The organism is Agromyces sp. NPDC055658 (assembly GCF_053618155.1).
In genome coordinates, this window is sequence record NZ_JBSHHD010000032.1 from 1 (window position 1) to 17,669 (window position 17,669).

At 70.2% G+C, this 17,669-nt stretch carries 2 protein-coding genes; both read right to left on the bottom strand.

The window, feature by feature from the left end:
- Positions 1 to 165: 165 nt before the first annotated feature.
- Positions 166 to 10,170 carry a hypothetical protein gene (locus ACWGPE_RS14640; RefSeq protein ID WP_452048975.1) on the bottom strand — a complete coding sequence of 3,335 codons (10,005 nt, stop codon included), beginning with the start codon at positions 10,168 to 10,170 and terminating at the stop codon, positions 166 to 168.
- A 259-nt stretch (positions 10,171 to 10,429) separates the two neighbouring features.
- Entirely contained in the window at positions 10,430 to 17,638 is a 7,209-nt protein-coding gene (locus ACWGPE_RS14645; protein WP_452048976.1) for an MSCRAMM family protein, read from the bottom strand.
- Positions 17,639 to 17,669 lie beyond the last annotated feature (31 nt).

The following is a 17,669-nucleotide window of genomic DNA, read 5'->3' on the forward strand; positions in this document are numbered from 1 at the left end:
AGGTGCTGCACGGCGGGGTCGGGGTGGTGGCCCCGGTGCGCGTTGCTCACGTCCGCCGGCCCGCTCGCCGAGGTCCACCGCACCCGCTGCGCCGACCTCCGACCTGTCGGGTCGCCGCCGCCCGCGCTGGGGGGCTTCGGGCGGCGGCGGCCGTTCCGTCGGGCGCTACTCGGTGCGCCGCTCCCCCGGCCGGCGGCGACGGACGATCGTCACCGCGACCAGCAGCGCGCCGGTCAGCAGCAGCCCGGCAGCTCCCCACAGGAAGGGGCTCCCTGCGAACCCGGTCGACGCGATGCCCGGGGTCGGGTTCGGGGTCGGCGACGGGTCCGTCACGACGGTGACCGTGACGGTCGAGTCGTCGCACAGCACGGGAAGCTCGGGATCGACCGCCGAGGTCGGGGCGACACCGTCTCCGCCCGTCGCGTCGTCCTCGGCCTCCGGTTCGACCGGTGCATCGTCGGGGTCGTTCCAGCAGACCTCGCCGGTGTTGTCGACGCGACCGACGCTCGACTCGGGATCGAGCACCACGGAGAGCACGACGTCCGGGGCATCCGGCTCGGTTCCTCCGATCATGCCGGTGAGCACGCAGTGCAGCGTGCCGCCGTAGCCGTCGGCATCCGCGTCGTTCACCGCGCAGTCGTCCCAGCGCGGGAACGCGGGCGCCTCGTCGGTCGTGATGGCCGTGACCTTCAGGTCGGACGGGATCTCGTCGAAGAGCTCCATGTTCTCGATCGCGCCGAGGCCCGAGTTGGTCACCGAGAGGGTGTAGTCGAACGCGCCGCCCGGCTTCACCTCGTCGACGCTCGCCGTCTTCACGATCTCGACCGACGGATCGCGCACGACCTCGCACGCGGGCGTCGCCTGCGGGTAGACCGCGAGGATCGACTCGCTCGGGTTGACCGAGAAGGTGATCGTCATCGGGTTCACCTGGTCCGCGAACGCGTAGCTCTCGAGCTTCGAGTCCTTGACCATGTTCTCCCACGCGGCGACGATGCCGTTCTCGCCGACGACGTCGCCCTCCTCCACGAGGCGCCACCCGGGCCACCCGATCGAGATGCCGTCGTCGTCCACGACGCCGTACGGCCAGAGCAGGCGCCCCGCGCGCTCGCTCCACGGGATCTCGGTGACGATCGGCTCGGCGTCGGGGTAGACGCTCGGCTCGGGTGTCCAGGTCACCGTGATCGGACCTGGCTCGACGTCGTCGGAGATCGCGACGTCGTAATAGAGGTACGGCACGTCGTTGACGCAGCGGGTGTACGCCGCCGAGTCGATCGCCTTGGTCGGCACGTCGACGTCGTCGCAGTCGTTCTCGGGCACCATGTCGGGGATGACCCCGTCCTCGGCCACGGGCATGACCCGGGCGAGCTCGGGCTCCTGCCCTGCGACGATCGCCACGCACGCCTCGTTGTGGATGTCTCCGAGGTCGACGGTCGGCAGCTCGGGTGCCGGGTCGTCGGGTCCGACCGGCGGAACCGGCGGCAGCGGCGCGGGCACGGCCACCTGCACCGGGATGGTGATCGTCGTCACCGCACCGGCCGGGTACGTCCCCGTATAGGTCGCCGCGAACGCGTTCTCGGTGACGCCCGAGGTCTGCGCCCACGTTCCCGGCTGCGCCGGCGAATCGGCGGCTTCGAAGGTCGCCGCTCCGGTGACGATCAGGTCGTCGGGCAGCACGTCGCCGACCTCGAGCCCCTGCGCGTCGAGGGTGCCGTGGTTCGTCACGGTCAGGGAGTACTCGAAGGCGTCGCCGGCCTGGACGGCCGTCGTCCCCTCGGGCAGCAGGACGTCCTTCCCGATGCCGACGTCGAGCGAGTCGGCGACGTTGTTCAGGGTGCACGCCGTGGTGCCGCCGGTCGCCACCAGCGCGTGCGTGACCGCGGCGTCGCCGCAGAGCCAGGCCTCTGGGTGGTAATAGGCGGCGAAGGGGTTGCCCGCATGCGTGGCGGCCAGCTGCTCGGCGAGCAGGTACGAACCGGTCGGCACGACGAGCTCGACGCCGCCGCCGTTCAGGAACTGCGCGAGGAGCGATCCGGAGTCGCCGCTGAGGTTCCAGTCGGCGGCGACGAGCAGCTCGGAGGGATCGATCCCGAGGTCGAGGAGCGCCGAGTTGTCGACGGTCTTCGACAGCTTCAGCTTGCCGACCGGAATCTCCGTGCAGCCTTCGAGCTCGGTAACGAGCATGCCGTTCCGCAGCTCGGCGGTGTTCAGGAACCCGCCGCCGGTCTCGCTCGCCTCGCACGTCGCGAGGTCGATCGAGGTGATCGACGCGACGTTCGCGCGCACCGTGACGGTCCACACGTGCGTGTCGCCCGCGGTGATCGGCTGCGCGGTCGCGAGGGTCGTGGCGTCCTGCCCGTTCCACCCCGCCACCTCATCGCCGTCGGGATCCTCGGCGGTCGCCGACTCGATGGTCACGCCGTCGGGGAAGGCGAGCGCGTCGTCGAGGTCGTAGACGAGATCGTGATCGCCGACCGTGCCGACGGTGATGTCGTAGGTCACCTCCCAGTCGCCGAGTCCGAGGCTCGTCGCCGGGTGCGCGACCTTCGTCGCCGTGGTGCGGCCGGGCTCGTCGCAGGCGTCGGCACCCGACGGCACCCCGGCCACGGTGAGCACGGCGGTGTTCGCGAAGCCGCCCTGCTCGCCCGGCACGCAGCTCGTCGATCCCTCGACCTCCTCGGTCGCCGGGTCGTCCCACACCGCATCGGCGGCGACGGTCGCCTGCACGGTCACGACGTACTCGTGGCTCCCCGCCGAGGCGGGCAGGACCACGTCGTTCGCGAGCTCCTCGACGGGCTCGCCGGCCGGGTCCTCCCATTCGCCCTCGGCACCGTCCGGTCCGGTCCACACGGCCTCATCGATGTCGATGCCATCGCCGAACCCGGCGAGCGAGTCGACCAGGTCGTACGTGACGGCCGACACGTGGCTCTCGTTGAACACCGTGACCCGGTACTCGATGCTCCAGGTGCCGTCGTCGAGTTGTTCGACGCCGATGACCTGCTTGTCGAGGGAGTACTCCGCGGGCTGCGCCGTGTTCACGATCGTGCAGGTGACGTCGTCGCCCGGTTCGAGGTTCACGGTGTCGTCGTCGAGGACGCCCGGCGCGTCGCAGCTCCATGCGCCGGCGTCGAACTCGTCGACGCCGTCGAAGTCGCTCGCGAGCTCGCCCAGCACGTAGTCGACGTTCGCCTCGACCTCACCGGTGGCGGTGCCCGCGCCGGCGACGATCGCGGACTCGCCCTCCTCGGTGGCGGAGACCGTCCACAGCGTCGGCGGGAACTCCGCCTCGACCGAATCGGGCGCTACGTCCTTCACGAGCGTGAGGGTGGGTGCGATGTCGGTGTTCTCGATCACGCAGTCGACGGTGGCGCCGAGCTCGTCGACGGTCAGCTGCGCCGTCGCCGCGCCGTCGTCGGAGACGAGCGTGAACGCGTCATCGCCCTGCTCCGAGCTGCAGCTCCACGTGGCAGAGACCTCGTAGTCGACGCCGTCCTCCCAGGCGGGCGACACCTCGCCGAGCGTGTACGCGACGTCGAGGTCGACCGCCCCGCTCGCCGTGGCCGGGCCGCCGAATCCGTCGTCCGGGCCGGTCGCCGAGACCGTCCAGTCGGACGCGACCGCGTCGCCGCCGTGGGCGTTCATCACGTGCTTCTCGAGGTTCACCGTCTGCACGCACTCGACTTCGTTCGTGACGAGGAACGTCGACACCGAGGCATCCAGCCGGTGTTCGCCCGTGCCGTTCGAGACCGCGTCGACGATCTCGCACCCGATCGGGACGACCACGTCGGTCTCGCCGATCGCGACCTCGTCGCCGATCGCATACGGACCGCTCTCGGCACCCCAGTCGACGTCGGAGCCGTCGAGCCGACCCTGAGCGCCGAACCCTGCGGGCAGGTCGTCGCCGTCCCAGGCGATCGGATCGCCGCCGTCGATGACCCAGGTCTTGTCGACGATGACGACGACGGGAACGTCGACGCAGCCGTCATCGCTCCACTCGCCGCCCGAGGTGACGACCGCCCGGTTGAGGAGGCCCTGGCCGTCGTCGCCGCCGCAGCGGAGCGCCGGACCCTCGGCGTCGGCGTCGACCGTGAACGAGACGGTCACCGTGTAGGTGTGCATCGCTCCCCCGGCGAGCGCCTGGTCCAGGGCGATCACGTCGGTGGCCGGGTCGGCTCCGTTCCAGTCGGGGTCGACCGTGACGTCGGTGCTCTCGACCGAGCGGTCGGTGATCGTGACGCCGCCGGCGAGGTCGGGGGTGTCGGCGAGATCGTAGACGAGCCCCTGCGTAGCGCTCGAGTTCGTCACCGTGAGCTCGTACGACACCTCCCAGTGGTCTCCCGACTTCACGGCCTCGCTGCCGATCGGGGTCTTCGCGATCACCGGCCGGGCCGGCACGGCGCAGCCGTCGTCCGACTGCGGCACGCCGCCCGACGTGAGCGTCGCCCGGTTGAGGAAGCCGACGTTCGGCGACTCCTCGGTCGGCGCGCAGGTCGTGGTCGTCGGGTCGGCGAACGCCGCCTCGTCCGCCTTCGCCGTGACCGTCACCGTGTAGGTGTGGGTGGCCCCCTCGGCGATCGGCTTCGGCGTCGGGCCGACGATCGTCGCGGTGTCGCCGGTCTGCGGGTCGGCGCCCCAGGTGCCGTCGTCGCCCCCGCCCGACCACGTGGCCGACTCGATGTCGATCGCGCCGCCGACGTGCAGCGTGTCGTCGAGCGTGTAGGTCGACACGTAGTCGGGGTTGCCGGTCACCGTGATCTCGTAGACCGCGGTCCACGTGCCGTCTCCGGCCTGCGTCACCGTCGGGTCCGACTTCGCGATCGTCGGGCGACCGCCCTCCCGCACGGGCGTGCAGTCCCAGTCGGAGTCGGTGATCGCCCCGCTCGTGACCGTCGCCGTGTTCAGGAAGCCCCTGCCCGGTGTGCCGTTCTCGGTGCACTGCCGGTCGTCGGCCGTCACCGCGCCGGCCGGCGCGTCGACGTTGAACACGAGGGTGTAGACCGCCAGGTCGCCGCCGAGGATCGGGGCGTCCGTCGCGAGGGTGATCGCACCGCCCGCGTACGGCTGTGCGGGACCGCCGTTGATGCTCACGGTGTTGAAGGCGACGCCGCCCGGGTAGGCGGGCGCGTCGGCCAGCGAGTAGTGGGCGGGCTTGGCGCCCGGGGCCGAATTGTCGACCGTGACGGTGTAGCTCACGTTCCACGAGGCATCCGGCTGCTGCGCCGCCGTCGCCCCCGTCTTCTCGACCGTCGGCGCGCTCGGCGCGTCGCAGGCGGTGTCGGTGAGGATCGCCCCACCGGCGGTCAGCGTCGCGAGGTTGTTGAACCCGCCGTTCGCGCCATCCTGCGGGCAGAGCGCCTGCGCGTCCGTCAGCGCGGGCCCGTCGAGCGCGATGCCCGTCACGGTGATCCGGTACGTGTGCTTCGGATCGGGGTCGCCCGCCGCGAGGTAGACGTCGCTCGCGATCGCGCCCGATCCGGCCCACGCGCTCGGGAACGGAGAGCCGTCCTTCGTGATGGCGTAGGAGGCCGCCGAGAGGTCGACGCCCGCGCCGAACCTCAGCGCGTCGGCGAGCGAGTAGGTGCCGCCGGCCGCGCCGGTGTTCGTCACGACCAGGTCGTAGGCGATGCTCCAGAGGCCGTCGGAGTGCTGGGCCACCGAGCCGGCGGCGACCTGCTTGTCGATCGCCATGGTCGGCGGCGTGAGGGTCACGCACCCCGTGGCACCGTCGGTCTGGTTGCCGGACTCGAGCGTGGCGGTGTTGTCGAGGCCGCCGTCGCCCGGGCAGCGGAAGCCCGCCTGGTCGGCGCCGATCTCCACGACGACCTGCACCTCGTAGACGTGCTCGTCGAGGCCGGCCGTGCCCGGCAGCGTCACGTCGTCGGCGAGCAGGGTGTTCGGCGCGAAGCCCGTCCACGAGGCCACGGTCGGCACGGGCTGTGCGACCACCGTCGCGGGACCCGTCGGGACCGCGCCGGCCGGCAGGTCGAGCTCGTCGACGAGGTCGTAGACGACGCTCGTCGTGGCCGACGGGTTCGTGACGGTGATGGTGTACGGCAGGGTCCACGTCCCGTCGCCGTTGTCGACCGCCGTGCCGCCGGTCTTGGCGATCGTCGGCTTCACCGGCAGGGCGCAGTCGGATGCCTCGTACGGGGTCTGTCCGACGTACATCGTCGCCGTGTTGAGGAAGCCGACGGTGCCCGGCTCGAGCTCATCGCACGCCGGAGCGGTCGTGCCGTCGAAGTCGGCGCCGTCGTCGACGGTCGCGTTGACGGTCACCCGCCAGGTGTGCGAGGTGCCCGCGGCGAGCGCGGGCTCGCCGTCGAACGGCTGGATCTGGTCGAACGCGACCGTCCACGGCTGGCTCGACCCGGCCGGCAGCGGCAGCACGCGCTGGTAGCTGGCACTGTTCACCGTGACGTCGGAGCCGAAGTGCAGCTCGTCGGAGAGGATGTAGCCGAGCGGCTGGAAGGCGCTCGGGTTCGTCACCACGACGTCGTAGGTGACGGTCCAGCTGCCGTCGGCGTTCGGCACGGGCACCGCCGCCGTCTTCGTGATCGACGGGGTGATCGGCTTCAGCGTGTTCGTGACCGTGCACGACACCTCGTCGCCGGCGCCGAGGGCGGGCACGGCCGCACCGGGAACGCCCGGCCCGTCGTTCAGCGAACAGCTCCAGACGCCGGCGGCGAACTGGTCGGCGTCCGCGAGGTCGGTGGTCTCGGCGAGTTCGAACGCGACGCCCGCCGGCACGGTGACCGGGCCACCCGTGCCACCCGGGCCCTGGGCCACGACCTGGTGGTCGTCGGAACGGCTCGCGCTGAGCGTCCAGCCGTCCGCGGGCGCGACATCACCGGTCACGATCTTCGTGAGTTCGAGCGTCGGGGCGATCGGGTCGTTGTGCACGACGCACGTGCCCTGCCCGAGGGCCGCCACCGTGATCTCGTTCGTCTCGACGAACTGGCCGTTCGGCGTCGTGCGGCACATGATCGACGTCTGCTCCCAGCCGTCGGGGCCGCCGGTCTCGGAGATCGTGTAGGTCTGGCCGGGGCGCACGAAGACCGTGTCGCCCGAGGTCGCCTCGACGGGGTCCAGGCCGGCGGGCGCCGGCGCCTCGGGCGTCGCGACCAGGGTCCAGTCGGCGGGGTCGGCGTCGATGTCGAGATCGTTGACGACGTTCTTGACGAGCGTCAGCGACGCCGTCTGGTTGACCGCGGTGCACCTGACCCGGAAGCCGAGGGGCACGGTGACGCCGCCGTTGATCCCGTCGGCGAACCCGGGGATCGTGGTTCCCTCCTCGTCGACCTGCACGCAGTTCCAGCTGCCGGTCGCGGGCGGGGTCGGGATGCCGCCCGGAAGGATCGTCTGGACGTACCGCGGATCGCCGTCCTCGGTAAGGGGATAGCGCACCGCCGGGGTGACCGGTGCGGTCGCACCGCTCGTGCCGTTCGGGCCGGCGAGCGCGCCGACGGGGGCGACGGCGTCGAGCGTCCAGTCGGCCGGCTGCGCGTCGCCGTTCGCGACGCTCTTCACGAGCGTGAGCTCCGCGGTGCAGGTGACGACGTTCGTGAGCGTGAACGTGTTGCCGCCGGATTCGAGGGTCGGCGAGAACGGCAGCGTCTCGTCGACGACCTCACCGTTCGCGAGCGTGACCGTGCTCTTCGTCACGCGGCACAGGTCGCGGTCGCCGACGCCGGTCGTCTCGGAGATCGCGACTTCGTCGCCCGCGGTGTATCCCGTCTGCACGACCCCGAACGGCTTGTTCGCGCCGTCGAGCTTCAGCTGCGCGGTGAGTCCGGCGGGCTGGTTGCCGTTGGTGACGGTCTGCCCGTTCACGATCCACGTCTTGTCGATCCGGACGTCGGCCTGCGGCTCGGGCGGGCGGTTCCAGACCGTGCAGGTGACGGCGACGGTCGGGCCGACGTCGATCGTGAAGCCGACCGCACCGTCGTTCACGACGGCGACCGGGTCACCCGACTCGACCTCGGTGCAGACCGCGTTCTTGCCGCCGGTCGTGACGAGCGAGTAGCCGGACTGCTGCGACTCGGTGACGGTCACCGACCCCGCCGACGACGCGTTGTCGAACTCGAGCGGGAAGTTGACCGCGCCGGTGCCGTCCTGCGTCGTGCCGCTCTGCGTCGCGGGCGTGATCTCGGGGTCGTTCGAGTCGACCGCGAACTCCCAGCCCGCTGTCGGGATCGCACCGGTCTTCTGCTCACCGGTCGTTCCCTCGTCGACCACCTGCTTGACGACGGAGACCGACCCTTCGCAGTCGCCGAGCGCGAGCTCGCGCAGGGTCTCGCCTGCCGCCTCGTAGTTCTCGGTCTGGAAGTAGTCGGAGCCCGCATCGGGGCCGGAGATCGCGACGAGGTTGTCGGGCGAGCCGTCGATGCCGTCGCCGACGCCGACCGCGACCATGCGGATACCGAGCGCCTTCACCGCGTTCGCGGAGAACACGCCGTTCTCGACCTCGCGGAAACGCGTGCGGTTGCCCGGCCCCTCGTCGTTCGAGTACACCGTCGGGTTGCCGTCGGTGAGGATGACGGCGAGGTCGTAGTCGATGCCGCTCGCGGCGACCTGGCTGATGCCGCGATCCCAGTTCGTCGCCTCGGTCGGGGTGCCGAAGTCGTCGATGTGCTCCTTGACGGTCTCGGCGCCGGCGGCCGTCGAGACGGGGGTCATCGACAGGTTCGATCCGGCCGAGGCCGGTGCGACGTTGTTGAACGTGTAGATGCCGATCTGCGAGGGGGTGCCGGTGAGCGCGTCCACGAAGTCCTTCGCGGCGTTCTTCAGCTGCGTCTCGTACGGTGCCACCGAGCCCGACAGGTCGATGACGAGGGCGACGTCGATGCCGCACTGCTGCGGAGCCACCGGGTTGACGCGGGAGTTCTGCCAGATGCCGCCCGACGCCTGGTTGTTGTCGTTGCCCGAGGCGATCATGAAATCGGCGCTCGAGGCGAGGTCGTCACCGCTGCCGACGGCGGGTGTGCGGAAGCGGTACGCCTGCGAGCCGGGCGTCGAACCGATGGCGAGCGTGTCGTTCGAGAACCAGCCGGCCGGAACGTCGTCCGGCGCGACGCGCTGCACGACCCAGTAGCGGCTGCCGTCGGGGGTCGGCACGGTGAAGGTGCAGACGCCCGAGGCGTTCGACGTGCAGGTCGACCACGGCTGGCCGATGAGCGCACCGGGGGTGCCTGCGCTGTCGGCCCGCAGTTCGAGCTGCACGCCGGCGAGTCCGGAGACGCTCGCGGGGCCGGTGCGGTCGCCGCCGACGCGGACCGCGATGGTGGCGGGCTCGACGAGCGTGAACGTGAACGTGCAGTCGGCCCAGCGGCCGTTGGAGTTGGGGAAGGTCACCGTGCGGTCATCGGCGTCGAAGCTCGGATCGGCACCCTGCTGGCTGCTGACGTCGCAGTCGAACCCGGTGAGCGAGTACCCGGCGGCGCCGCCGTCGGCGTACAGCGTGTACGTCGAGTTGCGCGGTACCGGGCGCTCCTCGTCGTCGTCGAAGTCGTAGTTGTCCTGCGCGGCGTTCGCGCGGATCGCGTGCAGCGTCCAGGCGTCCGCCGTCGCGGACCCGCCGACGACCTCGATGCGCATCGTCAGGTCCGAGCAGTTGCTCGTGCAGTCGGCCGTGTCCGCAGGGAACGCCGCGAGCGGCGCGATCGCGGCCGCCTGCTGCTGCCGGTCCGCCGGCGGGTCGGTGCCCGATGTCGCCTTCGGCTCGGAGCTCGGCGGGTCGCTCGCCTCGGGCGCCTCGACGTCGGGCGTCTCCGTGGCGGCGGGCGGCTCGTCACCGGACTGGGGCTCGGCCGGCGGCTGCTCGGTCGTCGGCTCGTCGGCGGGCGCCTCGCTCGGCGTCGCGGCCGAATCCGAGCCCGTCTCCCGGGCGTCCGCCCCCTCGCCTGAGCCGTCCCCCGCGCTCGGCTCCGATTCGGATGCGTCCGCCGCGAGCTGCTCGGGCGTCTGCGACGACGCCGTCGACGAGGCGTCCGACGCGTCGACGCCGCCGGCCGCGGCGAACGCCATCGTCGGCAGGCCGATCGCGAGCATGGCGCCCGCGGTGATCGCCGCGATCGTCGCGCGGACCGATCGGGACCGGCGCTCGGCGCGGCGGCGGCGCGCACGACGGCCGTCGGGATTCGAGGCTGAGCGGAACGGGTCGAACAAGCTGTCCATGGTCGTCGAACCTTCTGATCGGGTATGCCGCGGCATTCGGAGGTCGCGCAGTTGCGCTGAGTCAATCAGAGAATTCGGGGGACACAACAGGGTACAGCTGGCACCAAAACGGGGGACAGAACAGGTTTCGAATACGCGCTGATCAGGACTTACGAAATTCTTGTCACCCGAAAGCGGGGTACTCGAATTCTACTGATCGGGGGACAAGACAACCGGGGGCCGGGCCTACTGGCCCGACCCCCGGAAGGTGAGTGCGGAGCTATGCCTGCGGTGCCCCGTGCTGCTTGCGCCGACGGATCACCACGCCCGCGGCGACCAGCATGCCGCCCAGGATGACGAGCCCGGCAGCGCCCCAGATGAACGGCTGACCGGCGAAGCCGGTCTCGGCGATCGCGGGCTTGGGCTGCGGGATCGTCACCGTCACCGAGTCGTCGTCGCAGACCACGGCCGGGTCCTCGGACGTGTCGTCGGCGTTCTGCCAGCAGACCTCGCCGATGTTCTCGACCTCGGTCGACGTCGTGTCGGGATCGACGTGCACGTCGAGCACGATGTCCGGCGCCTCCGGGTAGTCGGGCCCGAGCACCCCGAGCAGGTCGCAGTGCAGCAGGCCGCCGTAGCCGTCGCTGTCCTGACCCGTGACCTCGCAGTCCTCCCAGCGCGGGAAGGTCGGCGAGCCGGCGGTCGTGATGTCGTCGACCCGCAGCTCCGACGGGATCTCGTCGAAGATCTCCACCGGGTCGGCCGCGCCGGTGCCGGTCGCGCTGACGGAGAGCGTGTACTCGAAGTCGGTGCCCGGCTTCGCCTGGGTGACGCTCGCCTCCTTCACGATGCTCACCTCGGGCTCACGGTCGATCGCGCACGTCGGGAGCGCCTGCGGGTAGACCGCGAGGACCGACTGCGACGGGTTGATCGAGAACGTGATCGTCGCGGGGTTCTCCATGTCGCGCCACGGGTACGTCGGCACGGTCTCGTCGAGGATCAGGTCGCCGAACCTCGTGCCCGGGGTGGGCGGGTTCGTGAGGTCCTCCTCGGTGATCGGACGCCAGCCCGGGAACTCGTACGGGACGCCGTTCTCGTCGACCGCGGCCCCCGGCCAGAGCAGCTTGCCGTCGCGCTCGTCCCACGGGACGGTCTGCGTCTTCGTGAGCGTGCCGTCGGCACTCGTCCAGGTCACCGTGATGTCGCCCGGCTCGACGCCGTCGGACACCTCGATGTCGAAGTAGAGCCACGGCACATCGGCGACGCAGCGCACGTACGCGCCGGCGTCGATCGCCTTCTTCGGCACCTCGACCGAGTCGCAGTTGTTGCGCTCGATGAGGTCGGGCAAGACGCCCTCGCCGGCGGTGATCGCCACGCACGCCTCGTTCGGCACGTCGTCGAGGTCGACCGGCTCGACGGTCGGGGCGGGGTCGTCCGGCCCGACGGCGTCGGGCGTCTCGACGGGCGCCGCGGGCAGCGTCACCGGGATCGTGATCGTGATCACGTCGCCCGGCGCGAACGGCCCGTCACCGTGGGCGGCGAACTCGTTGTCGCCCGCCGTGCCCGTCTCCGCCCAGGTGCCCGGGCCCTCGAACGTCGGCGCACCGGCGACCACGAGCTCGGGGTCGATCACGTCGGTGACGTCGAGCCCCTCGACCGGAATGCTCGAGTGGTTCGTCACCGTCAGCACGAAGTCGAAGGTGTCGCCCTGCTCGATGTACCCGTCGGGATCGTCGCCGAGGTCGTACGCCTTCTCGATGCCGACGTCGACGAGCTCGGCCTTGTTGGTGATGTCGCAGCTCGTGAGCTTGCCCACCTCGACCGTGGCGAGCGCGCCTTCGACGGGATCGCCGTCGCCGATCGTGCAGCTCCACAGCTTCGCGAAGAAGTACTTCAGCAGCGGGTGCGCGGATGCCTCGGCGGTCACCTGCTCGGTGAGCCCGTAGTCGCCCGTGGGAACCGTGAACACGGTGCCCGCCTGGCCGAGCACCTGCAGCGTGTGGGCGCTGCCTGCGGCCTTGAGCCACCAGTCCTTCGCAGCCAGGAGCAGCTGGCCGTCGCCGAGCCCGAGGTCGCTGAGGTCGATGCCCTCGAACGCGCTCAGGTCGACGTGCTTGGCCAGCGTGATCTGACCGACCGGGATGTTGGCGCAGTCATCGACGTCGGTGACGATCGTGCCGTTGTCGAGCGTCGCGGCGTTGAAGAAGCCCTTGCCGCTCGTCGACTCGACGCACGTCGCCTCATCGATGTCCGTGATCTCGTCGACGTCGGCCACCACGGTGATCTCGTAAGTGTGCACGGCCGACTTCTCGATCGGGGCGTCGTCGGCGAGCGCGGTCACGGTGTCGCCGTTCCAGTCGGCGACGTCGACGGAGCCCGTGTCGGGCGCGTCGGTCGTCGCCGTGGCCGAGACGATCTCGACACCGGCGGGGAAGCCGAGGTCGTCGTTCAGGTCGTAGTACTGGTCGCGGACGTCACTGAGGTTCGTGACGACCACTTCGTACCGGACCGTCCAGTCGCCGGTGACGGCGTCGCGCGACGGGTTCGGGCTCTCCTCGGTGCTCTCGACGAGCGTCTTGGTGACGGTCGTGCGGCCGGGAACGTCGCAGTCGGTGGCCTCCTGCGGCTCGCCGTGGCCGACGGTGAGCCAGGCGGTGTTGCGGAATCCGCCGTTGTCGCCCTCCTGGCACTGGTCCTGACCGGTCTCGTAGACCTCGGCCGGCACCGTCGCATTGATCGTGATCACGTAGGTGTCGGTCTGCGATGCGGGCACCGAGGTGTCGTCGGCGAGCACGAAGCTCGGCGGGTCGCCGATCGGGTTCCACGTCGCGGCCGAGCTGTCGGCCGGGCCGGATGCCTCGGCGTCGTTGATCACGACGCCGGCGCCGAACTGCGGTTCGTCGGTCAGGTCGTAGACCAGCGGAGCCACCGGGCTCTGGTTCGTCACCGTCACCTCGTACTCGAGGTCCCACGTTCCGTCGGTCGCCTGGGCGATCGACGTGAGCTCCTTGGTGATGACGCCGGTCGGCGGGATCACCTTGTTCGTGAGCCCGCACTCGACCTCGAGGCCCGGCGTCGCCGTGAAGGCGAAGCCGGCGTCGTCGCCGTTCTCGTCGGTCAGCAGGTCGCCGCCGACCGAGCAGGTGATCTCGCCGCCCGTCCACCCGTCGGGCACGGGCAGCTCGGTGATGACGTACTGCTCGCCGATCGCGAGGTTCGACCAGGTCGCGGTGTCGGTCGTGTCGCCCGTCCCGCTGACGGTCTGCGGGCTGTCGCCCACGACGCCGGCGGTCGGGCTGATCGCGAGCTGGAACGACCACTCGAACTCATCGGGCACGCCCGAGACGCTCTTCTCGACCGTCACCTTGCCGGGCACCGCGGCGTTCTCGATCGTGCAGCTGATCGAGAGGCCGGGCGTCACCAGGAACTGGAAGCCGTCGGCATTCGCGTCGGCATCCTCGAGCTGGCCGCTGTTGCAGACGAAGTCGCCCTCGTTCCAGCCGGACTCGTCGCCCTCGGTGAGGGTGTAGGTCTGGCCGACCTCGAGGTCGCTCCAGCTGACGCTCGGGTCTTCGTCGGTCACCGTCTGCGACGCCGGGTCACCGGGCGTCAGGAAGATCTCGAACTCGAAGTCGTACCCGTCGGGCACGCCGTCGACGGTCTTGCGCACCGTCAGGTCGCCGGTGTCTGGCGCGTTCGTGTAGGTGCAGTGCACGACGTCGCCGGCGGCGAGGTCGATGGTCGCGAGCGCGTCGTCGTACTCGACGGTCGACGTGTCGCCCTCGCCGATCGTGCACTGGAGACCGGTGAGGTGCCAGTTCGCCTCGGCGAGCTCCTCGACGGTGTACTCACCGGGCACGAGCAGCGCCGACTCCCAGGGGTCGTCGCCGTCGGTCAGTGCGAACGAGTCGTCGCCGAACTCGAAGTCGAACTCCTGCGTCGCGCCACCGGGGATCGAGTCGACACCCGGCACGACCTTGTCGACGATGATCTTGCCGAGCTGCGTGTTCGAGTAGGTGCAGACGACGGTCTCACCCGGGTCGAGGTCGATCGTGCCGACGAGGCCGTCGACGCTCGAACCCTGGTCGGGGTCGGCGCACTGCAGGGTGCCGACGTGCGCGTTCGTGAGGATCTCGGTCACGTGGTAGGTGCCGGGAAGCACGTCGTTGTACGTCGTCGAGCCGGTGCCCTGGTCGGTCGAGATCGAGAACGGACCCGACCCCGCCCAGTCACCGGTGAAGTTGAACGTCGCGTCGTCACCGTCGATGTTCTTGACGATCACGATGGTGGCCTTCGCCGTGTTCGTGATGGTGCATTCGAACGTGTCGCCCGGCTGCACCGTGAACCCGGTCTCGTCGATGTCGGTCCACGTGTCGGAGCCGACCGCCTTCACCTTGCAGATGAGGGCGCCCGCCGTCCACCCGCCGCCGGGTGCCTTCTCGGCGATCGAGTACTTCGTGCCCGGCACGAGGTTCGTGAACGTGGTGGAGTCCGACCCGCCGGCGGCCACGCTCACCGACTGCTCGATCGGCGCTCCGTCGGGAGCGATCGGGTCGAGTACGAAGGTGAAGGTGCCGGCCGCACCGATCGCGGTCTTGGTGACCTTCGCCGTCGCGGGCACGGCCCGGTTCGTCGCCTCGCAGGTGAGGGTGAATCCCGGTGTCACCGTGAACTGGTCGCCGGCCGTGTTCGGGTCGGCATCCTCGATGCCGCAGTCGACCGGGCTCGACTCCCAACCGGGCTTCGCGGTCTCGGTGATCGTGTACGTCTCACCGATCGTGAGGTTCTTCCACGTGATGCTCTCGGTGGAGTTGCCCGTGCCCGAGACGGTCTGCGTCGCCGACGGCGTCACCCCGGCCGACGGGTCGATCGTGAAGTCGAACGACCATGCGAAGCCCGGGGCCACCCCCGACACCGTCTTCTCGAGCGTCACCTCGCCGGCCTTCGCCGTGTTCGTGATGTCGCACTCGACGACGAGGCCGGGCGTCACCGTGAACGTCACCGACGCGTTGGTCGCGTCGCCGTCCTGGTCGGTCACGTTGCAGGTGAAGCTCTTGAGCGTCCACCCGTCGGGCACCGTCTCGGTGATCGTGTAGGTCTTGCCCACGACCAGGTTGTCCCACTCGGCGGTCGGGTCGTCGCTGTCGACCGTCTGCGGGTTCTGCTCGCTCGCCGGGGCGTCGCTGAGGCTCAGCGAGAAGGGGCCCCACTCGACGCCGTCGGGCACGTTCTCGACGTGCTTCTCGACGACGAGCTTGCCCTTGGTCGCCTCGTTCGTGACGGTGCAGACGACGCTCTGGCCGATGCCGACCACCACGTCGCGCGTCGCCGAGGTCGTCTGCGACGGAACGCCGCCGTCGACCGCGCACGAGATGTTGTCGACCTTCCAGCCGTCGGGCAGGTTCACCTCTTCGAGCGTGTAGGTGTCGGGCTTGATGTTGTCGAACACCTTCTGCGCGTCGTCCTGCAGCGAGAAGTCCGGCTGACCCTCGACCGTGAAGTCGAACACCTGCGTCGCGCCGTCGGGAATGGTCTGCTTGATGACCGTCAGGTCGCCGCGCTGCGTGTTCGTGTAGGTGCAGGTGACGAGTTCGCCCGGGTCGAGGTCGATCGTGCCGACGCCGGTCGCGACGTCGCCGCTCGAGGTGTCGTCGGCGACGTCACCGGCGCAGGTGAGCGCGGTCACGTCGTACTCGGGGGCCGGGGTCAGTTCCTTGACGCTGTACTGACCGGGCGTGACGCTCGCGTACAGCGTCTCAGCGGTGCCGTTCTCACCCGGGGTCAGCGAGAACGACGAGCCGCCGGTCCAGTTGCCCTCGAAGTCGAACTCGCCGCTGTCGCCCTGGACCTTCTTGATGATCTTGATCTGACCGTCCTGGCGGTTCGTGAACGTGCAGTCGATGACCTGGCCGGCGACGGTCTGCACCGACGCGGACGCGGTCGGCACATCGGTCTGGTAGGCGCCGCCCTGCGGGGTGCACGCGATCGTCTGGAGCTTCCACTTCGGGTCGCCCGGCTCGGCGATCTCCTTGATGTCGACGACCGAGCCCGGCGTGTAGTAGAACACCTGCGAGCTCGAGTTGCCGGGAACCTGGACGTTGCCCTGCTGCCCGGTGATCGTGAAGTCGAACGTGGCCGCATCGCCCTGCGCGACCTTCGTGATCTTGACGCCCGACGTGACGTTCTCGACGGTGCAGGTCGTCGTGGCGCCGACGTACATCTTGAAGCTGCCGTCGGTCGTCGACTCGACCTGGTTCGTCGTCGGGTTGGTCACCGAGCACGAGGTCTGCTTGAACGCCCACGGGGCCGGCGGTGCCGCCTCGGTGAGCTTGTAGTCGTTGCCGGCGAAGACGTTGCCCCAGTTGTGGGTGTCGCCGATCTTGATCGCCGCGCCGAGGCCGTTGTTGCCGGCGACCGTGTCGGTCGGACCGGTCAGCGTGCCGTCGTGCACCAGGCCGCCGCCCGTGCGGTTGACGGTGTAGTTGAACGTCGCGTCGGGTCCCCCGGCGGTGCCGATCTTCTTCACGACGAGGTTGCCGCAGTTCGAGAGCGTGATGGGGTTCTGCGAGACGAGCATGTCCTGGAGGGTGGCCGTGTCGCTGTTGCCGGTGCGCGTGATGAAGCCCGCATCGAGGAACGAGCGGCACGAGCCGTCGGACGGCAGCAGGCCGGACGCGGTGAGGTCGACGGCCATCTCGCCGAACGTGGCGTCGGTGCCGCTCGTGTTCGTGTCGGTGTTCCCGCCGACGGCCGCCTGGTACACGATCGGGTTGCCGATCGGCTCCCAGCTGTTGCCGTCCCACGAGAGCACGCGAACCGACGTGGTCGGGTTGCCGGCCGGATCGTAGTTGAACTCGATGAGGTAGTCGTCGGAGCGGCCGGCCTGCGGACCCTGGAAGATCTCGTACGACGTCATGTCGCCGTTGCCCGAGAGGCGGGTCCAGTAGGCGTAGAAGATCGTGTGAGCGACGCCGTTGACGGTGACGACCTCGTACGCCGACCCACCCGTACAGGCATCGCCCTTGGCGTTCGCCGAGTTGCTGATGAGCGTCTTCCACGGATCGTCGTCGACCTTCGCACCGCCGGGGAACACGCTCAGCGTCTCCGACGCGCCGCACGTGCCCGGCGTGCCGTAGGTCGCCCCGCTGTCCGCCGTGCGCTGCGCCTGGAGGATGCCGGACGACTGATGTCCCGAAGCCGTGGTGTACGCGGGCTTCGGCGTCGACCCGACGACGCCGATCCAGTCGTTCGCCCCCGCGGTGTTGCCGTCGATCTCGAACGACGTCTGGATGCCGTTCGACAACGTGGCGGCAGCCGCCGACTGCGCCGGCGCGACCGCCACGAACACGGCACCGCCGGTCGCGACGAGGCCGGCGATCGCGAGCGCACTGATCAGCCGCTGCCTCGCCCTCCTCATCTGGAGGCGCAGGGCCCGAGGGCCGGTCGCCGGGTCGGTGGAACGGGTGCGCAGAGATCGCTTGACGTTCATCATCAGCCTTCGGGTTTCGGAAGTGGGCACT

Coding starts and splice junctions, on each gene's coding strand:
- ACWGPE_RS14640 (WP_452048975.1), bottom strand. CDS start 10,170: ATGGACAGCTTGTTCGACCCGTTCCGCTCAGCCTCGAATCCCGACGGC.
- ACWGPE_RS14645 (WP_452048976.1), bottom strand. CDS start 17,638: ATGAACGTCAAGCGATCTCTGCGCACCCGTTCCACCGACCCGGCGACC.